Source organism: Prevotella sp. oral taxon 475, assembly GCF_018127805.1.
In the GTDB taxonomy this organism is placed as follows: Bacteria; Bacteroidota; Bacteroidia; order Bacteroidales; family Bacteroidaceae; genus Prevotella.
The window spans coordinates 1,276,379-1,295,839 of the sequence record NZ_CP072334.1; the positions used below are offsets into that span (position 1 = coordinate 1,276,379).

The window sequence follows — 19,461 nt, forward strand, 5'->3', positions numbered from 1 at the left end:
GGCAAAACTTTCTGCGCATCTCGTTGAAATGAGATGCGCATCTCATTTCAACTTTCTGCGCATCTATTTTTTGCCTCTGCGGAGAGTTGATTATCAAAGAGTTACGAGGACGATTTTTTGCTCCTTTTTACTGCCGCGTTTTAACAATTCGGAAAGGCGGATGACAGGAATGGCGAATTAAGATTTCAGCTGGAGTTGCTCTTGCAGTTTTTCGATTTCGTCGCGATATTGGGCCGCCTGAATAAAATCGAGCTCACGGGTGGCCTGTTTCATCAGCTCGGTGGTGTTGGCGATGCTTTGCTCGAGTTGCTGGCGGGTCATGCGTTTCACAATTGGGTCGGCAGCGAAGACGGTTGGACTGGTATCAATACTGGGTGCAAGCATTTTTTCATACCTTCTCTCTTCCCGTTCCTCGGGCGAAGCGAAGGAATCTCTCACAGCTTTGGTGATTTGTTGGGGACGGAGGTGGTGCTTCTCGTTGTATTGCATTTGGATGCTGCGTCGTCGGGCGGTCTCGTCGAGGGTGAGTTGCATGCTGGGTGTGACGACATCGGCATACATGATGACCTTTCCGTGGATGTTCCGGGCGGCGCGACCTACGATTTGGGTGAGCGAGCGATGGCTGCGTAGAAAGCCCTCCTTGTCGGCATCGAGGATGGCCACGAGCGATACTTCTGGCAGGTCGAGACCCTCGCGCAGAAGATTGACCCCAACGAGAACATCGTACTCGCCGGTGCGCAGATCATTCATGATGCGCACACGGTCGAGCGTGGGCACATCGCTGTGGATGTAGTTGGTTTTGATGCCGTGGCCGAGCAGATAGTCGGTCAGCTCTTCAGCCATCCGCTTGGTGAGCGTTGTGACGAGCACGCGTTCGTCTTCCTTGATGCGCTCGACAATCTCGGAGAGCAAATCGTCAATTTGATTTTCGCTCGGACGCACCACAATCTCGGGATCGAGCAGACCCGTGGGGCGGATGATCTGTTCGACCACTACTCCTTCGGCCTCCTCCAGTTCGTAATCGGCGGGTGTGGCCGAGACGTAAATCACTTGGTGGAGCAGACTGTGGAACTCCTCGAAACGCAACGGACGGTTATCGAAGGCGGCCGGCAGACGGAAACCAAACTCTACGAGGTTTTGCTTCCTGGCGCGGTCTCCACCAAACATGGCCGAGATCTGCGGCAGACTGACGTGGCTTTCGTCAATGATGGTGAGGAAGTCTTGGGGGAAGAAGTCGAGCAGGCAGTAGGGCCGGTCGCCTGCCTCTCGGCCGTCGAAATAGCGGGAGTAATTCTCAATGCCCGAGCAGTGCCCCATTTCCTTGATCATCTCTAAGTCGTACTCGGTTCGCTCCTTGATGCGTTGGGCTCGGACAGGATCACCCATATTTTTGAAGAAGAGAATCTGCTTCATCAAATCGTCCTGGATGAGACGGATGGCTCTGGTGGTCTGCTCCTTCGTCGTAACGAAAATATTGGCAGGGTAAATTTTGTATTCCTCGAAAGAGTTGATTCGGTGGAAGGTGTTAGGATCGATTTCCTCGATGGAGTCGATCTCCTCGTCCCACCAGGTGAGGCGCAACCAGTGGTCGCTGTAGGCCATGGCTACGTCCACGGTGTCGCCTTTGACGCGGAAATGGCCGCGTTGCAGATCGATGTCGTTGCGTACATAAAGCGAGTTGACCAACTGCCGTAGAAACTCGTTCCGTTCTATGCGCTGTCCCCTCTTCACCGAAATAATACTGTTTTCCATCGCCGTCGGGCCGCCCATACCGTAAATACACGACACCGACGAAACCACCACCACATCGCTCCTCCCCGACAGCAAAGCCGACACCGCCGAAAGCCGCAACCTATCAATCTCTTCGTTGATGGCCAGATCTTTCTCGATGTACACATCCGTGGAAGGAAGATAGGCTTCGGGCTGATAATAATCGTAATACGAAACATAATATTCCACCGCATTCTCGGGGAAAAAGCTCTTCATCTCCTCGTACAACTGCGCTGCAAGCGTTTTGTTGTGACTCAGAATCAGCGTCGGCCGATTGCGCTGGGCAATCACATTGGCCATCGTAAAGGTCTTGCCCGAACCGGTCACTCCCAACAACACCTGCGAGCGGTCGCCTCTCTCTAATCCCTCTATTAATTGCCGAATGGCTTCGGGCTGGTCGCCCGTGGGCTTGAACGTCGATGTCAGTTTGAATTTCATAGCCGCAAAATTACGAAATATCTCCCGCCTTTTTGCTAAAAATAGTATTTCCGCTTTGAAAATAAGTCAATTATGTGTACTTTTGCAACCTGAAAAAACGGAACGAAAATGAAGCAACAACTTCTTCTTATCTCTGCCATCTTACTATTGTTCTCGGCCTGTGCACATGAATTCAATCAAGTGTACAAAACCGATAATATCCCCTACAAATACGAATACGCCAAAGAATGTTTCGCTAAAGGCAAATACACACGCGCGGTAACCCTTTTGCAAGAACTCATCACCTTGGAAAAAGGAACCGAAAATGCGCAGGAGAGCCTCTATATGCTGGCCATGGCCGAATATGGTAGCAAGGACTATGAAACGGCGGCGCAGTATTTCAAGAAATATTGTCAGGCCTATCCCAAAGGCCATTATGCAGAGACGGCACAATACTACGTGGGGCAGAGCCTCTTTATGAGTACGCCCGAACCGAGGCTCGACCAGTCGAGAACCGTTTCGGCCATTGCCGATTTCCAAACTTTTCTCGATCTCTACCCCGATTCGCATCTCAAGCCCGCAGCGCAACAGCGTTTGTTCGATCTACAAGACAAACTTGTAGAGAAAGAACTCTACTCGGCTCAACTCTATTACGACTTGGGCACCTACTTTGGTAATTGCAACAGCGGTGAAAACAACTACGAGGCCTGCATCATCACTTCGCAAAACGCTCTGAAAGATTATCCCTACAGCAAGCTCCGCGAAAACTTTGCCCTGCTGCTTATGAAGAGCAAATACGAATTGGCCCAGCAAAGCGTCGAAGCCAAACGCCTGGAACGTTTCCAAGACGCCGAAGATGAATGCTATGGTTTTATCAACGAATATCCCGACTCAAAAGACCGCAACCTGGCCGAGAAATACATCGCCAAGTGCAAGGAAATGACGAAAACGAAGTCGAATTAATCAATCAGAATATATTTATTTATGGATTACAAAAAGTCAAAGGCTCCGGTAAATACCGTCACAAGAGACATTATGGACTTGTGCGACGAAACCAACAACATTTACGAGAGCGTTGCGATCATGGCCAAACGCGCCAATCAAATCAGTGTAGAAATCAAACAGGATTTGAACAAGAAACTGGCCGAATTTGCCTCCTATAACGAACGATACGTTGGAAGAAGTTTTTGAGAATCGTGAGCAGATAGAGATTTCTCGTTACTACGAAAAACTTCCCAAGCCCACGTTGCTGGCCACACAAGAGTTTGCCGATGGAAATATCTATTGGAGAGACCCCTCGAAAGACGGACAAAATCAAGACTGATGTGGCAGCGTAGACAAACCCTGTTTCTTCTCCTGGCAATCGTGTTCGCCATCGTTTGCCTATGTTTACCCGTCGGTCATTTCGAACCGCAGGGAATGGGTCTTCATGCCCCGCTCTACAATCTGTGGCTGCGGAATGCCGAGGGAGGTGTGAGCCTGATGGGCAGTCTGCTCTTCGCCCTTTTGCTGCTGACATGCTCCATCGGTGTGTGGGCCATTCTTCGCTTTCACAACCGCCCTTTGCAGGCACGCCTCTGCGTGATGGGCATGTTGCTTCTGGCGATTTGGTATGCGTCCTTTTTCTTTTACGCCTACCACGTCGGATATCGGGATTACACTTTCCGACCAGCTGTAGCAGCTTGTCTTCCCTTTGTCAGTATGGTGTTTTATGGGATGGCTCGCCATTCCATTTTGGCAGACGAGAAACTGGTGCGCGCGGCCGATCGAATTCGATAATTCGTTGTCATCGTGTCGACCTGCGGCATGAGGTCTTTTCGTAGAAGGGAGAAGACTCGGGTAAGTAACCGTTTCATTCAAAATTTCACTCAAATAGCTGTGGGGTTCTTTCTTCACAGCTATTTTTATTCCTCTTTCAAGTCTTTCTTTGTCTACTGAACAGTTCAGTAGCCCCATTTTTGTCTCCGCGGCGGTTCTGAACAGTTCAGTAGCCCTATTTTTGTCTCCGCGGCGGTTCTGAACAGTTCAGTAGCCCCATTTTTGTCTCCGCGGTCGTTTTGAACAGTTCAGTAGCACCATTTTGGCCTCCGCGGCCGTTCTGAACAGTTCAGTAGCGTCATTTTTGTCTCCGCGGCGTTACTGTAGGGTACAGTAGCACTATTTGGGTCTCCGCGATGGTTTTGTAGGGTACAGTAGCACCAATTTTGTCTCCGCGGTGATTTTGTAGGGTACAGTAGCAGCATTTTTGTCTCCGCGGTGATTTTGTAGGGTACAGTAGTACCAATTTTGTCTCCGCGGTGGTTTGGTAAGGTACAGTAGCATCAATTTTGTCTCCGCGGTGGTTTTGTAGGGTACAGCGACAGGTCTCCTCTCTGGTTGGGTGTCAACAAAAAATGAGTGCAAGCCTAAAAGGCTGCACTCATTTCGTTTCATACTTCGCGTAACGCGATTACTTTGCAAAAGCTACGGAGCGTGTTTCGCGGATAACGGTAATCTTCACCTGACCCGGATAAGTCATCTCGTTTTGAATCTTCGTGGCGATTTCACCGCTCAATTTTTCGCTTTCGTTATCATCGATCTTGTCGGCTCCGACGATGACGCGCAGCTCGCGACCCGCCTGAATGGCATAGGTTTTTGTTACGCCGGGATAGCTCATGGCGATGGCTTCCAAATCGTTGAGTCGCTTGATGTAAGCCTCTACAATTTCGCGGCGAGCACCGGGGCGAGCTCCCGAGATGGCATCGCACACCTGCACGATGGGGGCCAGGAGCGTGTTCATTTCTATCTCGTCGTGGTGGGCTCCGATGGCATTGCAGATGTCGGGTTTCTCCTTATACTTTTCGGCAATTTTGGCTCCGTAGAGAGCGTGGGGAAGTTCGCTCTCCTCGTCGGGCACTTTTCCGATGTCGTGCAGCAGTCCGGCTCGTTTGGCCTTCTTGGGGTTCAGTCCCAGCTCGGAAGCCATCACGGCGCAGAGATTGGCTGTTTCGCGGGCGTGTTGCAGCAGATTCTGACCGTAGGAAGAGCGGTATTTCATTTTTCCCACGATGCGGATGAGTTCGGGATGCAATCCGTGGATGCCCAGGTCGATGGCGGTGCGTTTTCCGGTTTCGATAATCTCGTTGTCGAGTTGTTTTTTCACTTTGGCCACCACTTCTTCGATGCGTGCGGGGTGGATGCGTCCGTCGGCCACCAATTGGTGCAGAGCCAGGCGGCAAATCTCGCGGCGAACGGGGTCGAAGGCTGAGATGACGATGGCCTCGGGCGTGTCGTCTACGACGATTTCTACCCCTGTGGCAGCTTCTAAGGCTCGGATGTTTCGCCCTTCACGACCGATGATGCGACCTTTCACCTCGTCGTTGTCGATGTGGAAGACGCTCACCGAGTTTTCGATGGCCGTTTCCGTGGCAACGCGCTGGATGGTTTGGATGACAATCTTTTTGGCTTGCTGATTGGCGTTGAGCTTGGCTTCGTCTACGATTTCGTTGATGTAGCTGGCGGCGTCTGTTCGGGCTTCGTCTTTGAGACTTTCGATGAGTCGTTCTTTGGCTTCTTCGGCACTCAGTCCGGAGAGTTCTTCCAGTTTGGTGCGTTCCTGCGACTGCATTTTCTCGAGTTCCTCTTGTTTGATGCAGAGGAGTTTCTTCTCGTTGTCGATGCGTTGCTGGTTTTGTTCCACTTCTTGTTTGCGCCGTCCGAGTTCTTCCTGGCGTTGATTGAGGGAGATTTCGCGTTGTTTGAGTTTGTTTTCGCTTTGCTGAATACGCTGGTTGCGGGCTTGAACTTCTTTTTCCAGTTCGCTTTTCTTGTTGAGAAATTTTTCTTTCACTTCCAACAGTTTTTTCTCTTTGAGCACTTCGGCTTCTTTGTTGGCCGTGTCTAACATTTGATTATATTTCCCTTTGATGATGTATCGGAAAATGAGGTAGCCGATGGCACAGCCCAAAGCGAGGGCTATAGCGGCGATGATGATGTATTCTATCATATAGTGTTTATTTTGTTTGTAATGTTTTTGTCTCTTCGTTGAGTGCGCTTTCAATTTCTTCTGTCAGCGTCTGCAATGTTTCGATGTAGGGCTTTGTATCGTTTCGTCCGGCTGTTTGTTCATACCGCATGGCGATGTCGAGCATGACCATGAGTTGAATGTCTTTTTCGCTTTTGATGCCTTTGAATTTTTCGGAATAGAAATTCATCAAGTCGGTGACGAGTTTGGCGGATTTGCGATAACTTTCTTCGTCTTCTCGTTTTGTGTGAACGGTGAAGAGAGTGTTGTAGACGTTCAGCTTGATGGTGAGCAAGGAGGAGTTGTCAGCCATTTTCAAGATTTTTTTCGCTCAGCAGGGTGATGCATTTGTTGACGTCTCGGATGAGTTTGGCAAGTCGTTTGCGTGCGGAATCCATGTCTTGGTTGGTGATTTCGAGCATCTTTGCCATTTTGAGATTTTCGTATTTTCTATGGGCTCCTTGGAGTTGTTCTTCCAGTTCTTTGATGCGATCATTGTGTTCGTCTACTTTTGCCTGAAGCTTTTCGTTTTCCTTTTTTGTTTCTTTGTGTTCAAGGATGAGCTGGCGCAGACGTGTGGTGAAGAGGGTCAATGTCGTTTCGTTTGCATCCATAGAATATGACCGATGGGACTGCTGGTGGGACGTATTATTTTTGGGTAGTTTCGGATGTGTTGGGTTTGGGTTCTTTTTTGGCCAGCATAACGACTTGGAAGACGAAGTCGGTGATCCATTTTTCGCTGAATCCCAGTCGTTTGTTATACTGCCGAATGGAGACAACGGTTTTGAGAACGCCGGCGTCGGAGAAGTCGTTCTTCGTGAAAATGTCTGCCACGGTTTTCTGGGTCATGTTGTAGATGGCTTTTTTGAAGAAAGAGGGCAGGCGGAGTTTGAATTTCATGAGGTTACCCATGAGCATCATGATGTCTTGCGTGAAGTGTTGGAACTGTACGAGATAGACTTGCACGTCTTGCAGTTGATGACAATTGCGGCGAATGCTCTGGTCGATTTCTTTAAAGAAGCAGTCGTCGGTTTTATACAGTTCTTTGAGCATTTTGCGGCAGTGTGTTTTTTCGCCCACGCCCAGTTTGTTGTTTTGTGTGGGCACTCGGAGGGTGGTTTTAAACATGCGCAGATCGGGCAGCATGGCCAAATTGGTGATGCCGAGTTGTGCAGCCAAGGAGGCTTGGAAGTAGACTCGGATGAGGGTCATATAGTCTTCCATGCCGCCTGTTTTCGAGGGGGCTGTTTGTCTTTTAAATATGGTGGAGAAGATTCCCATAATGAATTGATGTTTCAAAAGTGGTGGATATTTTTCTGTGCGTGCCGGAACCAAGTGGGTTGTCCGGATGCGATTTTCCTTTTGCAAAAGTAATACAAACGGGGGGAATTACAAAATTTCGGGCTGAGTTTCGGTCTTGAGTAGGCGGTTCTGTCATTGACAGAAGCATCACAGAGTCTTTGCGACCGTTCTGTCAAGTGCAGAAGGTGGAAAGGGGGTGGGGGAGGTCGGAAAAATGTTTCCGCCCTTTGACGTAATATTGCCAGAGGATGGAGAACGGAGAGTTGGGGTTGCTGCACGAAGAAACTTTGTTGCCCTGAATGCGACGGCGGTCGGCCTCGAAGTCTTTTTGCCAACGACGGAAGTCGCGACGGGCGCGGAGGATGGCTTTGCAGTCGTCCCAGCGTCGATTGAGGAGCAGGGCTTGGAGGGCGGCTACATGGTCGAGCAGTCGGCGGATGCGCATGACGTGCGACAGTTCGCGCTGGTTGAGATTTTTGTAGAGCATAGTGAGGTTGTTGCGGAAGTTGAGATAGGTTTTCCGCGCATTGCCTTTGGGTAGGGTTCCTCCGCCGAGATGATAGACCTGACTGTCGGGTTGACAGTAGATCTTTCGTCCCATTAGTCGGAGTCGCCAACAGAGATCGATTTCTTCGCTGTGGGCAAAGAAGCGGGCATCAAGCGCGCCGGCCGCCCAATAGTCTTTGGAACGAATGAAGAGGCAGGCTCCGCTGGCCCAATGCACTTCTTGGGGGGTGTCGTATTGTCCGTTGTCACGTTCGAGACGGTCGAAGATTCTTCCGCGACAGAAGGGGTAGCCGTATCGATCAATGAATCCACCGCAGGCTCCGGCATATTCAAAAGAGTCGCGATGGTGAAGAGAGAGGAGTTTGGGCTGGCAGGCGGCGATGGTAGGATAGGTGTCCATGAGCTCGATGAGCGGCGTGAGCCATTGATGAGTCACTTCGACATCCGAGTTGAGCAGCACGAAGTATTCGGCCTCAACCTGTGCCAGGGCGCGGTTGTAGCCCTCGGCGAAGCCCCAGTTTCGGTCGAGGGCGATGGTGCGACAGTGGGGGAAATGTTGTGCCAGGAAGGAGAGCGAGTCGTCGGTCGAGGCATTGTCGGCTACGATGATGTCGGCCTCATTGCGCGAGTGGCGCATCACCGAAGGGAGGAATCGTTCGAGCATCTCTCGTCCGTTCCAGTTAAGTATCACAATGGCTACTTTCGTCATGGGGCATTAAGATTGAGGGGTGACGGCACAGAGAAGTGCGTTTTTCTTGGAATTGAATCCGTTTAGAGCGACGCGCAGGAGTTGGTTGTCGTATTCTTCTCGGGCTATTCGGGCGGGCAGTTCCACGCGGATGTAGTTTCGGGTGAATCCGTGCATGGCTTTTCCGCGGGCAGATTTCTCGAAGAGCACTTCGGCCTCTTGCCCGATGTGGCGTGCGTAGAAAGCTTCGAGCTTGCGGTCGGAGAGTTCGATCAGGCGTTTGCTGCGGCGACGCTTTTCGGTGTCGTCCACAACGTAGGGGATGCGCAGAGCAGCTGTTCCCGGTCGCTCGCTGTAGGGAAAGACGTGCAGCTGGGTGATGTCGAGGTTCTCCAGAAATTCGTAACAAGCTTCGAAGTGTTCGGGCGTCTCTCCGCGCGAACCCACCATCACGTCTACACCGATGAAGGCTTCGGGGAGCAATTCTTTGATTCGTTGAACCTTATGGGTGAAGAGCGCGGTGTCGTATTTCCGTTGCATGAGTTTGAGCACTTCGTCGCTTCCGCTCTGCAACGGAATGTGGAAGTGGGGCATGAAGGCGCGACTACGGGCGCAATAGTCGATGAGTTCGTCGGTGAGCAGATTGGGTTCGATGCTGCTGATGCGGAACCGTTGGATGCTTTCCACGCCGTCAAGGGCTTTGACGAGGTGGATGAATCGTTCGTCACCATCGCCGCGAAACTCTCCGATGTTGACGCCTGTCAGCACAATCTCTCGCCCGCCGTCGGCTGCAGCCTGCTCGGCTTGCCTCACTAAGGAGGCGATGGAGGGATTGCGGGAGAATCCGCGGGCAAAGGGAATGGTGCAGTAGGTGCAAAAATAATCGCAACCATCTTGCACTTTCAGGAAATATCGCGTGCGATTGCCCCGACTACAGCTTGGCGCAAAGGTGGTGATGTCTTTCGTCTTTACCGAGAAATGACGGTGCAGGGCATCGCTTCCCCGACTGTCCATCCAGGCATCGTTGAGATATTGTATCAGATGGGCTTTCTCGTTGCTGCCCAGTACAAGGTCTACACCATCGATGGCACTCACCTTTTCCGACTCCAACTGCGCGTAACAACCTGTCACGACGACAAAGGCTCCGGGGTTTTCGCGCACCATTCGGTGGATGATCTGTCGGCATTTATGGTCGGCCACCTCCGTCACCGAGCAAGTATTGATGAGGCAGATATCGGCCGGTTCGCCCTCGTTGGCTGTGCGCACGCCCATGTCTTGAAGCATCTGCCCAAAGGTAGAGGTTTCCGAGAAATTGAGTTTGCACCCTAAAGTATAGTATGCAGCTGTTTTGCCTTGAAAAGCTGAACTGTCAATCATATTTTTATTCGTTGGTTGGAGGAATGAAACAGTGGACCTTCTTTCAGTTTGTCTCAGTGGGTTTCCCGCTCAATCTGTTTCTCCGGTTATCTTTTAATCATGAAAAATCCCAATCGGTGATGAATGCCTCTGCGGTTGAGCGACTTCAATACGTAGAAGCCATTGGGCAGACGACTCACGTCGAACCGGTTTCCCGTGTGCTGTTGAATGGAGATGACGCGCCCGTCGGGCTTCGCAATCATCAAGACATCGGCATCGGCAAGCCTGTAAAGAGAAGGAATCTCTAACCATCTGCCATCGCAGGGCAGCAGTTGCACCTTCGCCACCCACTGTTGTGGCTGCGCGCTTTGTTTAGGGCGACTTTCATTTCCATAGCGATCGATGGCCGTGACAGCGTAATACCGCTCCCGACTCTTTGTTCGTAATTGCAGCGATGTGTCCATTCGTCTCGTGGTGATGAGATTCCGGGCATCGTCGACATCTACCGGAAATTTGTCGCTGCCGTAGACGTTATATAATAGATAAGGTGCGTCGCTGCGATCTTCTGCTCCTTGCCAACGTAGGGTGGTCGTTCCGTTTACCGTCTCAACCCACAACTGTGCAGGAGCTGTGGGCCTACCGTCATAGGCCCACGTCATGGCGGGGATGAGAGCCGGATACGGAGTGAATTCTTTTTGTGCAAAGGAGCGGATACCCTTGACATCGTCGGTGAAAAACTTACTTCGAAAGTAGGCATGCCCCATGCCATACTGTCGCAACACGTGCAGTTGGTGAGTGATGGTAGACAAGGGCCAATTCTTTTCAGCCGGCGACAGGAAATAGATGCCCAACCCCGGCACAATCATTCGTCCGTAACTCTGTTCAGCCCAGTCGATAGCAAAAGGGTAAAACTGGTTCCCCTGGAAATACATCATCGGGAAGAGTGCGTCCATGAGTCCCTCTCGCAACCACCCTTGAGCGTCCTGGCACACCTTGGTGTAGGCGTTCCAGCCGTTGCTTCGGAAGCGAGTCAGGTCGTCGAACTTGCCGATGGGCGAGCAACTCATCTTCACCCACGGTTTCAGAGCCTTCACCTTGCGTTGAATCTCCGCCACAATGTTTGTGATGTACCGACGTCCCACATCGCCCGCCACCTTCTTTTTCCACGTTTCGGGATAGCGGATATAGTCGAGATGAATGCCGTCTATGTCGTAACGACGGGTGATTTCCTCGCAGAGGTCTGCCAGATGGCGTGCCGTCTGCTGGTTTTCGGGATCCATATATCCATCTTCGTCAATCTTTTTGAGTAGTCCGGGGAGTCGGTTTCGCAAGTGTCGGCATCCGGTACCATTCCATTTCCCCACGGGGATGGTTACCACCCAGGCATGAATCTCCATGCCGCGGCGGTGGCATTCGTCTATGGCAAACTGCAACGCATCGTATCCGGGGTCCTTTCCCGGTACTCCCGAGAGGCATCCGTCCCAGGGTTCCAACTGCGAAGGATAAATCACCGTCCCGCGAATGCGAGTCTGTAGCAGCACGGTATTGATGCCGGCGTGTTGCAGTTGGTCTAAGATGGTGGTCAGTTCATTTTGCTGTTTCTTAGCCGAAGCTGCACTTTGTGCATAGTTATGCGGCCAGTCCAGTCCGCCAATGGTGGTGAGCCACACGGCTCTCACCTCGTGTTTGGGTGCAGAAAATTCTTTTCCCGTCGTCTGGAAGAACGAAAAAACCTGCGCATAACCTGTTGTTATCGTGAATACAACTGCTATCAGCAGTCCCAACTGCCGCAGTTGTCTTGTATGAAAACCCATCGAAAAAAGTTTCTTCTTTAATTTCTATAATCTCTGCAAAGTTAAGTATATTTTTCTCATTTGTAGCGTATGATTACGTACTTTTGCATTTGGCAGATAAGATGTCAGTACCTTACGGAGTTCTGCCGGATAAGGATCGTTTTTAAATTAAATCAATCAAGTAATGAGAAAGAAATTATTTTTGCTCGCCGCCGCTTTGTTTCTGACATTGACGGCGAGTGCTCAGTTTGAAGAAGAGAAGGTTTATGTGGGCGGATCGCTCACGGGATTGGACCTCAATTACAACGGAAACAACGGTTTCAGTTTTGGTGTCCAGGCACGTGGCGGATATTTTTTGGAAGACAATTGGCTGGTATTGGGACAAGTTGCCTTTGAACATTCGGGCCATAAGACGGTTCCCGATTATATCTCGGTCGGTGCCGGACTGCGTTATTACATCGTTCAGAATGGTCTTTTTCTTGGAGCTAATTGCAATTTTGTGCATGCCTACCACAACTATAACGACCTGATGCCGGGCCTGGAGATAGGTTATGCGTTCTTCATCAGCAAGACTGTGACAATAGAACCCTCCGTCTATTACAATCAGTCTTTTAAAAACCATGCTGATTTCTCTACCGTTGGTTTGAAATTGGGCGTAGGTATCTACATCTGATGCGACCCTCTTCGACTGTAGGAGTGTGTCCTGTCTTTTAGGCTTTTATATCTCTTTGAAAGTCAGTACGTTTTCAATACGGTTTGCAAAAGCTTAGCTTTTGCCGTTCCATCTCTTAGCTTTTACAACCTATTTTCTTAGCTTTTAGAGCGCAAAAGCTAAGAGATGGAAATACTTCTCACACAATTTAATATTCTATTTCTTCAAGAAAGAGGGCGTGACCGGGAACCGATTCGCCTGCGCAACTACGAGACTTTGAGGCCAGTACAGCAGCAAATTCTTCCCGGGTGAGTTTTCCCGAGCCCACATCGAGTAGCGTACCTACCACAGCACGCACCATGTTGCGTAGAAAACGATTGGCACTGATGCGGAAATACCATCGGGTAGGGGTGAGCTGAATCCAACGGGCCTCGCGTACTTGGCAAAGGGTGGTCTTGGCATCCGAATGACTTTTGCAGAAAGCTCCGAAGTCTGCCGTTTCGGTAAGAAGGCTGGCAGCACGGTTCATCTCGTGAAAGTCGGGCGCATGGTGCAGTGCATAGGAATAGAAACGAACGAAGGGGTCGCGGTCGAGATGGATATAATAATGATAGGTTCGCCATTTCGCACTGAAACGGGCATGCATATCGGCGGCTACGGGTTGCAGACGTGTGACGGTGATGTCGCGGGGCAACACTCGATTGAGCTTATAAAGCCACTCAGAGAGGTTGGCGGGTGATGCGCTGTTGAGGTCGAAATGCGCTACCATCACTCGGGCATGCACGCCCGCGTCGGTGCGTCCGGCGGCAGTCACCTCGATGGACTGACGAAGAATCAGGGAGAGTGCTCGTTGCAATTCGGCTTGTACGGAGTGCCCGTTGGGCTGAATCTGCCAACCGTGATAGGCCGTTCCGTCGTAAGAAAAGTAAATGAAGTATCGCTGTGTCATTGTTTGAAAAGGACTTATGTGTTGGATAGTTTTCTTAGATTGCGGATCGACCGAAGCATTTGATGGCTGCGATAAATGAGGATGTATAGACTCCCCATGAGGAGATAGACCAGGAAGGTTTGCGTGGCGTTGAAAGATGGATATTCGAGAGAGGCATAGGGTAGGGAGGAAAGGTAGGTGGCAGAATGGTTCATCGCTGTTGTCAGGAGATCGGAGAGGGAGAGAAGAACGTCGCCGAGTTGCGCTATGGACAGACTCTGCAAGAGAATCACGAGCAGGGATGTGTAGAGCAACGCGGTGGCCAGGGGAATGAAGAGGAGATTGGCAAAGAGAAAGTAGGTGGAGAATCTGCCGAAATAGTGCATGACCAGCGGGGCTGTGCCCATTTGTGCTGCAAGCGATACGCAAATGAAATTCCAGAGAGCGGTGACAATGCCGGGCCATTCGTTCCGCCGGGCAAAGGCTTGGAGCGGTGGATGAAACACAAAGATGGCGAGAACGGCGGCGAAGGAGAGTTGGAAGCTGATGTCCCACAACAGCATCGGGTTTCCGATGAGCATCATAAGGGCGGCAAGGGATAGGGCATTGACCGACATTTTGTCGCGCTGAAGTAATGAAACGGCGGAGTAGATGGTGAGCATCACGGCCGAACGAACGGCTCCGGGTGGCATTCCCACTAAGAAGACGTAGCCCCAGATGGAGGCCGTGAGAATACTCTGAACCCCTAAGGCTGTCCAACTGTTGGAGTCAACTCGGCGGAAAAGAAATGAGAAGATAAGCGAGAGAACGGTATAGATGATGCCTAAATGCAGACCTGACAAGGCCAGGATGTGCGAAACTCCGGCAATGCTGTAGGCTTCTCGTTGGGCATGAGAGAGCTTGGATTTCTCGCCGAGTACCATCGCCTCAAGCAGGGCGCGGTTTTCGCTGCTCATCTTCCTATTCCAGGTCTGGGCAATCAATCGTTTTCTGTAATTGGAGAGATATAGATGCAGTCGCTCCCAAACGGGGATTCGCGCCTCTTGGTTGGGGGTGAGTTGTGTCGATTGCCAGGCCCGAGCATGAAGAAAGGTGGTGGCCTTGAGTCGATGGGCGGCCATCCAGCGGTCTAACCGAAAGCGCATGGAGGGGGAACGATGGAAGCGACGACTGAGGACGGACTGCCCCACGATGGTGGAACCCTGTGCCAGTGTGCGCCACCTGCCCGTTAGTGTATCGCGGAGGATGGAGGCACGGATGGCAAAAGGCTCGCAACGTTGATCGGCATTCGTCTCCAACACCAGCAGTCTGCATTGCAGCACTTTGCCGTGAAGGCTGGGTTCATCGGTTACGATGGCGGTGTATCTGAGCGGTTCGTCCAGGGGACAATTGTTGAGATCGGCCCTCTGGCATGTGACGAGCCAACCACCCATCATTCCTGTCGCCATCAGTATCGCCGTACTGGCTGTCAGTGGGCGATTTCTTGTCAGCATAAAAAGGATTAGAGAGAGAACGAACAACACTAGCCATGCTGTCGAAGGGATGAAAGAAGAAAAGGCGTCGCCCGCTATGATTCCCAAGACGAGCATCAAAGCGATGCGCATCAGTGGGAATAGCTGGATGACGCCATTGGGACGAAACATGTCGCGTGGACTTAAAATCCGTAGGAGAATCCGATGGAGGCAAACTCTCTGAGTTGCCAATAGCCATGATGTCCGTCGCGTGCCGTTCCGTCGTCGAAGCGCGGATAAAGGAAAAGCTTCGAGCTGATGTATTTGTTGAATCGGAAAGTAAAGGTGTTTTCCCATTCCACTTCGGCTCGGCGGTAGGTGGTGTAGCCGTAGAGTCGGGTTTGCCAGCTGACAGACTCGGACATCTTCCAAAGCAAGTCGAAGGTGAACTCCGAACCGAAGTCGTGCAGGGTGTGGCGGTCGGGTTTCAGTCCGTAACGAGAGGCCACTGACAAACGGTCTACATATCTGAAGTTGTAGGCCAATGGGGCAAGATGTATCGAGCCGGTGAGCCGACCTTTCAGTCCATTGACGTTATAATCCATACCAAGAGAGAGGTTGGTGTTCAGCGGCGACATAAAATCGGAGAACACTTGCCGGCTGTTGTTGCTGTAACCGCGCAGGAATTGCGTATAGGCTACCAACTGCATGGTGTAGTACCATCGTTTGGAAGCTTGCAAACCCAATTTCCCCGTATAGCGTATGAGGTCTTCCGAGGTTTTGAGATTGTGCAGAGAGTCGCTTTTCGAGGTGACGAAGCCCAACTTCAGTTCCAGTTTATTGTCCCACTTCACCTTCTGTTTGTTGTTGTAATTGAGTTGCAGCGTGACGGCTCCCACCATCGAATAGTTGCTTTCGCCGCCTTTGTACCAATTGCCTGAAACGTAGTTTTGCAGAAATTGCAGATAGTAGTCTCCCTTGAACGACCAAAAGTTGGGCTTCACTACCACTACGTCTACGGCAATATTGCCGGGGTCGGTGGGTTTTTCGACCACCTTTTGATTCAATCCCAGGTCTGATTTGATCACAACGGGATGGGCATTCACCTTAGGAACGGCGCGTTGCAACTGGTCGTCGGAGTTCTGCACGAGGTCGGGTCGGCGTAGATAGAGATTCAAAATGGCATCATCGGTCAGGGAACCTGCCACGAGATCGGCTCCCGTCCACAGTTTGTCGGCAGGGGCGAGGCGCAATTTCTGATCGATAAGATCTCGGTAGAAGGTGAGCGGTGCAAACAGTTTGTAACTCTGATAAGAGAGCGTAGACGAGTGGGCCGCAAAGCTTTGGGCTTGGCTGGTGGACCGATAAATTCTGTCGTAACACACCAGCAATGAGTCTTCATAGCCCTGCAAAAGAGCGTTTTTAGTTTCAGTCTTCTCCACCCGGGCTGCATTGCGCAAACTTTGCGCACTCAGTTTGCTCGGAACGAGGATAAGGAGGAATAGGAAGGGAAAGAGGGCCAGAAGGCTAATGCGATGTTTCATTTCTCTGTATCTTTTGCGTGCAAAATTAGATAAAAAACGGGAATTAAGTTTTGAATCGGTATTCTTTTCGACCTGTTCAACGTGAAGCCGATGACGATTTTGCCAGTTGGTCATCTTTCGAAGTGAGCGATGTGAGCAGATCGGCTACCACATAGCTGCTGCCGCCAACGAAGACGAAGTCCTCGGGATTAGCATCGGATAGAGCCGCGCGATAGGCCGAGGGCACATCGGCGTAGCTTTCTCCGACGAGTCCTCGTTGGATAGCCTTTTCTTTCACTGTCCCACTAGGGATAGCCCGGTGGGTTTCGGCCTGTGTGAAATAGTAGCGGGCCTCTTGGGGGAGCAGGGCCAGCACGGAATCGAGGTCTTTATCGTCTACCATCCCGAAGACGATGCGCAATTGCCGACAGACTTGCGCCTTGAGCTGTCTACTGAGATATTCCCATCCGCCTACGTTATGTCCCGTGTCGCAAATCACCGTCGGACGGTTTTGAAGGCGTTGCCATCGACCCATGAGTCCCGTATTTTCGCAAACTCTACTGAATCCTCTTCGTACTGCCTCCTCGTCGCAGCGGATGCCGAGTCGCCGCAGTTCGTTCACGGAGTAAAGGATTGTATTGGCATTGCGCAGTTGATAGCTTCCGCCCAACCAGAGAGGCAGACTTCCGTAGCTCCGGGTAGTGAGCCACGTTTGTCCATCTGTTCCGCAGATCTGGCCTGTCACCTCTTCTTCTTCCTGGGCAAAGTGGATGTCGGCCTCATTCCGTTGGGCTGTTTCCAAGAACACTGGGCGAGTTTCGGGTGTGGTTTCGCCAATTACCACGGGGATGTGCGGCTTGATGATACCCGCTTTTTCGCGTGCAATCTGTTCGAGTGTGTCGCCTAGAAATCCGGTGTGGTCGAGACTGATATTGGTGATCACCGAGAGTAGGGGGGAGAGGATGTTGGTGCAGTCGAGTCGTCCGCCCAGACCCACTTCCACCACAGCGATGTCTACCCGTCTATGGGCGAAATATTGAAAGGCCATGGCGGTGGTGAGTTCGAAAAAGGAGGGGTGGAGGGGGACGAAGAATGGGCGTTCCCGGCGGACGAAGTCAACGACGTATTCCTTCGAGATGGGCAGGCCATCTACACGGATGCGTTCGCGGAAGTCTACCAAATGGGGCGATGTATAAAGCCCTACACGATAGCCGCTCTCCTGTAAAATCGAGGCCAGTGTGTGGGCTGTCGATCCTTTGCCGTTGGTACCGGCAATGTGCACTGAGCGGAATTGCTGATGGGGATGCCCCAGGTGGCGGTCTAAAGCCAAGGAATTGTCCAGACCCTCTTTATAAGCAGAAGCACCCACATGTTCGAAAACCGGGGTGCTGTTGAATAAATAGGTCAGGGTTTCTTCGTAGTTCATTTCTTTTCTTTGTGAATCTGAATGTCTGGGCTACTCGTTTCGATTCTCTTTCGAGCTTTCGCTCCGCGCGAAACTTCATTTTCTTTCATTTTTGAGCTTTCCAAGTAGTTGGAAACCTCATTTTTCTCATTTTTGAGCTTTCCAAGTAGTTGGAAACCTCATTTTTCTCATTTTTGAGCTTTCCAAGTAGTTGGAAACCTCATTTTTCTCATTTTTGAGCTTTCCAAGTAGTTGGAAGCCTCATTTTTCTCATTTTTGAGCTTTCCAAGTAGTTGGAAGCCTCGTTTTTCTCATTTTTGAGCTTTCCAAGTAGTTGGAAGCCTCGTTTTTCTCATTTTTGAGCTTTCCGAGTAGTTGGAAGCCTCGTTTTTCTCATTTTTGAGCTTTCCAAGTAGTTGGAAGCTTCGTTTTTTCCATTTTTGAGTCGTCCGAGACCTCGGAAAGCTTATTCTACCCTAACTAAAGTAATTTTTGAACCGCTGGAAGATGGTGCGCTTCGTGTCGTTGTCTCCCTTGAAGTTGGTGCTCTGCGAGAGTCTTTCGAGCATGGCGCGCTCTTCGCTCGTGAGGGTTTTGGGGACGTAGACGCTGAGGTTGACAATCAAATCGCCCATACCCCTGCCGTAACCTTCGACGGCGGGTAGACCCTTTCCGCGCAGACGAAGCGTTTTGCCCGGTTGTGTGCCCGGTTCGATTTTCACTCTTACCCGTCCGCCGTCGATGAGGGGGATTTCGACGCTGCCACCGAGTGCGGCGGTAGAGAAGTCGAGCAATTCGTTGTAGACAAGATCGTTGCCGTCGCGAACGAAGGTGTTATTGGGTTCCTCTTCAATGTACACTTGGATGTCGCCTGTGATGCCGTTGCGCTTGCCTGCGTTGCCTTTGCCAGGCACATTCACCACCATCCCTTCGGCCACGCCGGCGGGAATTTTGATTTCTACTACCTCTTCGCCTTTCACGACGCCATCACCGTGGCAGACATGACAGGGATTCTTGATGACTGTGCCCTCGCCGTGGCAGGTGGGACACTCGGTTTGTGTCTGCATCATGCCAATCATCGTCCGCACGGTCTTCACGACAAATCCCTGTCCGTGACAAGTGGGGCAGGTGTCAGAACCGCTTCCTGCTTCGGCTCCGCTACCGTGGCAATGGGTACAGACAACGTCTTTCTTCACCTTGAACTTCTTGGTGGTTCCGGTGGCCACCTCTTGCAGCGAGAGTTTGATCCGCAGTCGTAGGTCGGCTCCGCGGTATTGTGGGTGAGAACCGCCGGCGGAGGAGAAACCTCCGAATCCTGAAAAGCCGCCCCGAGAGGAGAAACCGCTGTGACCTCCGAAGATGTCGCCAAACATGGAGAAGATGTCGTCCATGTTCATTCCGCCGCCTGAGGAGGAGAAGCCGCCTGCACCGGAGAGTCCGTCGAAGCCGAATTGGTCGTATTGTTGCCTCTTGGCGGGGTCGTGCAGCACATCATAAGCCTCGGCAGCTTCTTTGAATTTCTCTTCGGCCGCTTTGTCATCGGGGTTTTTATCGGGGTGGTATTTGATGGCCAATTTTCGATAGGCCTTTTTGATTTCGTCTTCCGAGGCGTTTTTCGCAACGCCCAGTACTTCATAATAATCTCTTTTCGCCATTCTTCTATCCT

The 19,461-nt window shown here is 51.2% G+C and carries 16 protein-coding genes and 1 pseudogene; 4 read left to right on the plus strand and 13 right to left on the minus strand.

Going from position 1 to position 19,461, the window contains the following annotated elements; all coding sequences use genetic code 11:
• Positions 1-177 precede the first annotated feature (177 nt).
• Positions 178-2,208 (minus strand): excinuclease ABC subunit UvrB, encoded by a 2,031-nt coding sequence (gene uvrB / locus J5A66_RS05010; protein WP_211791367.1) that lies wholly within the window; start codon positions 2,206-2,208, stop codon positions 178-180.
• Positions 2,209-2,316: 108 nt separating this feature from the next.
• Between uvrB and J5A66_RS05015 the strand changes: the two genes are divergently transcribed.
• The 3 genes and pseudogenes from J5A66_RS05015 to J5A66_RS05025 all read left to right on the plus strand — a co-directional run bounded on the left by J5A66_RS05015 (position 2,317) and on the right by J5A66_RS05025 (position 3,966).
• Positions 2,317-3,150: an outer membrane protein assembly factor BamD gene (locus J5A66_RS05015; RefSeq protein ID WP_211791368.1), complete on the plus strand. Its 834-nt coding sequence runs from the start codon at positions 2,317-2,319 to the stop codon at positions 3,148-3,150.
• A gap of 21 nt (positions 3,151-3,171) precedes the next feature.
• Positions 3,172-3,511 (plus strand): annotated as a pseudogene (locus J5A66_RS05020) (DNA-directed RNA polymerase subunit omega).
• Positions 3,511-3,966: a DUF4293 domain-containing protein gene (locus J5A66_RS05025; RefSeq protein WP_211791369.1), complete on the plus strand. Its 456-nt coding sequence runs from the start codon at positions 3,511-3,513 to the stop codon at positions 3,964-3,966. The pseudogene J5A66_RS05020 and the gene J5A66_RS05025 overlap by 1 nt, the downstream one beginning before the upstream one ends.
• A gap of 670 nt (positions 3,967-4,636) precedes the next feature.
• Here the strand turns inward: J5A66_RS05025 and rny are convergent.
• The 7 genes from rny to J5A66_RS05060 form a co-directional block, all read right to left on the minus strand.
• Positions 4,637-6,172, minus strand: coding sequence for a ribonuclease Y (gene rny / locus J5A66_RS05030; RefSeq protein ID WP_211789594.1), 1,536 nt, complete (start codon positions 6,170-6,172; stop codon positions 4,637-4,639).
• Positions 6,173-6,179: 7 nt separating this feature from the next.
• Positions 6,180-6,503, minus strand: a complete 324-nt coding sequence (locus J5A66_RS05035; RefSeq protein WP_211789595.1) for a cell division protein ZapA — start codon at positions 6,501-6,503, stop codon at positions 6,180-6,182.
• Complete coding sequence (locus J5A66_RS05040; protein WP_211789596.1) at positions 6,496-6,804, minus strand: hypothetical protein; 309 nt, start codon at positions 6,802-6,804, stop codon at positions 6,496-6,498. The genes J5A66_RS05035 and J5A66_RS05040 overlap by 8 nt, the downstream gene beginning before the upstream one ends.
• Before the next feature lie 34 nt (positions 6,805-6,838).
• A complete protein-coding gene (locus J5A66_RS05045) occupies positions 6,839-7,471 on the minus strand; it encodes a hypothetical protein (protein ID WP_211791435.1) in 633 nt (210 codons plus the stop codon).
• Between the two features lie 193 nt (positions 7,472-7,664).
• Positions 7,665-8,708 (minus strand): glycosyltransferase family 2 protein, encoded by a 1,044-nt coding sequence (locus J5A66_RS05050; protein ID WP_211789597.1) that lies wholly within the window; start codon positions 8,706-8,708, stop codon positions 7,665-7,667.
• 6 nt (positions 8,709-8,714) lie between these two features.
• On the minus strand, positions 8,715-10,064 hold the full coding sequence (gene mtaB, locus J5A66_RS05055) for a tRNA (N(6)-L-threonylcarbamoyladenosine(37)-C(2))-methylthiotransferase MtaB (protein WP_211789598.1): 1,350 nt from the start codon (positions 10,062-10,064) through the stop codon (positions 8,715-8,717).
• A gap of 86 nt (positions 10,065-10,150) precedes the next feature.
• A complete protein-coding gene (locus tag J5A66_RS05060; RefSeq protein WP_211789599.1) occupies positions 10,151-11,857 on the minus strand; it encodes a glycoside hydrolase family 10 protein in 1,707 nt (568 codons plus the stop codon).
• A 163-nt stretch (positions 11,858-12,020) separates the two neighbouring features.
• Between J5A66_RS05060 and J5A66_RS05065 the strand changes: the two genes are divergently transcribed.
• Complete coding sequence (locus J5A66_RS05065) at positions 12,021-12,509, plus strand: outer membrane beta-barrel protein (RefSeq protein ID WP_211789600.1); 489 nt, start codon at positions 12,021-12,023, stop codon at positions 12,507-12,509.
• 187 nt (positions 12,510-12,696) lie between these two features.
• Here the strand turns inward: J5A66_RS05065 and truA are convergent, their stop codons facing one another.
• The 5 genes from truA to dnaJ form a co-directional block, all read right to left on the minus strand.
• Entirely contained in the window at positions 12,697-13,437 is a 741-nt protein-coding gene (gene truA / locus J5A66_RS05070) for a tRNA pseudouridine(38-40) synthase TruA (RefSeq protein ID WP_211789601.1), read from the minus strand.
• Positions 13,438-13,451: 14 nt separating this feature from the next.
• Entirely contained in the window at positions 13,452-15,059 is a 1,608-nt protein-coding gene (locus J5A66_RS05075) for a ComEC/Rec2 family competence protein (RefSeq protein ID WP_211789602.1), read from the minus strand.
• Positions 15,060-15,070: 11 nt separating this feature from the next.
• A complete protein-coding gene (locus J5A66_RS05080) occupies positions 15,071-16,411 on the minus strand; it encodes a DUF3078 domain-containing protein (RefSeq protein ID WP_211789603.1) in 1,341 nt (446 codons plus the stop codon).
• A 76-nt stretch (positions 16,412-16,487) separates the two neighbouring features.
• A complete protein-coding gene (locus tag J5A66_RS05085; RefSeq protein WP_211789604.1) occupies positions 16,488-17,816 on the minus strand; it encodes a folylpolyglutamate synthase/dihydrofolate synthase family protein in 1,329 nt (442 codons plus the stop codon).
• A 455-nt stretch (positions 17,817-18,271) separates the two neighbouring features.
• Positions 18,272-19,450: a molecular chaperone DnaJ gene (gene dnaJ, locus J5A66_RS05090; protein ID WP_211789605.1), complete on the minus strand. Its 1,179-nt coding sequence runs from the start codon at positions 19,448-19,450 to the stop codon at positions 18,272-18,274.
• Positions 19,451-19,461 lie beyond the last annotated feature (11 nt).

Excerpts from the sequence above, each read along its gene's own strand:
- J5A66_RS05080 (WP_211789603.1), bottom strand. The coding sequence starts at position 16,411 with ATGAAACATCGCATTAGCCTTCTGGCCCTCTTTCCCTTCCTATTCCTC.
- J5A66_RS05015 (WP_211791368.1), top strand. The coding sequence starts at position 2,317 with ATGAAGCAACAACTTCTTCTTATCTCTGCCATCTTACTATTGTTCTCG.
- J5A66_RS05050 (WP_211789597.1), bottom strand. The coding sequence starts at position 8,708 with ATGACGAAAGTAGCCATTGTGATACTTAACTGGAACGGACGAGAGATG.
- J5A66_RS05045 (WP_211791435.1), bottom strand. The coding sequence starts at position 7,471 with ATGGGAATCTTCTCCACCATATTTAAAAGACAAACAGCCCCCTCGAAA.
- mtaB (WP_211789598.1), bottom strand. The coding sequence starts at position 10,064 with ATGATTGACAGTTCAGCTTTTCAAGGCAAAACAGCTGCATACTATACT.
- J5A66_RS05065 (WP_211789600.1), top strand. The coding sequence starts at position 12,021 with ATGAGAAAGAAATTATTTTTGCTCGCCGCCGCTTTGTTTCTGACATTG.
- J5A66_RS05035 (WP_211789595.1), bottom strand. The coding sequence starts at position 6,503 with ATGGCTGACAACTCCTCCTTGCTCACCATCAAGCTGAACGTCTACAAC.
- J5A66_RS05075 (WP_211789602.1), bottom strand. The coding sequence starts at position 15,059 with ATGTTTCGTCCCAATGGCGTCATCCAGCTATTCCCACTGATGCGCATC.
- J5A66_RS05085 (WP_211789604.1), bottom strand. The coding sequence starts at position 17,816 with ATGAACTACGAAGAAACCCTGACCTATTTATTCAACAGCACCCCGGTT.
- J5A66_RS05040 (WP_211789596.1), bottom strand. The coding sequence starts at position 6,804 with ATGGATGCAAACGAAACGACATTGACCCTCTTCACCACACGTCTGCGC.
- dnaJ (WP_211789605.1), bottom strand. The coding sequence starts at position 19,450 with ATGGCGAAAAGAGATTATTATGAAGTACTGGGCGTTGCGAAAAACGCC.
- J5A66_RS05060 (WP_211789599.1), bottom strand. The coding sequence starts at position 11,857 with ATGGGTTTTCATACAAGACAACTGCGGCAGTTGGGACTGCTGATAGCA.
- rny (WP_211789594.1), bottom strand. The coding sequence starts at position 6,172 with ATGATAGAATACATCATCATCGCCGCTATAGCCCTCGCTTTGGGCTGT.
- truA (WP_211789601.1), bottom strand. The coding sequence starts at position 13,437 with ATGACACAGCGATACTTCATTTACTTTTCTTACGACGGAACGGCCTAT.
- uvrB (WP_211791367.1), bottom strand. The coding sequence starts at position 2,208 with ATGAAATTCAAACTGACATCGACGTTCAAGCCCACGGGCGACCAGCCC.
- J5A66_RS05025 (WP_211791369.1), top strand. The coding sequence starts at position 3,511 with ATGTGGCAGCGTAGACAAACCCTGTTTCTTCTCCTGGCAATCGTGTTC.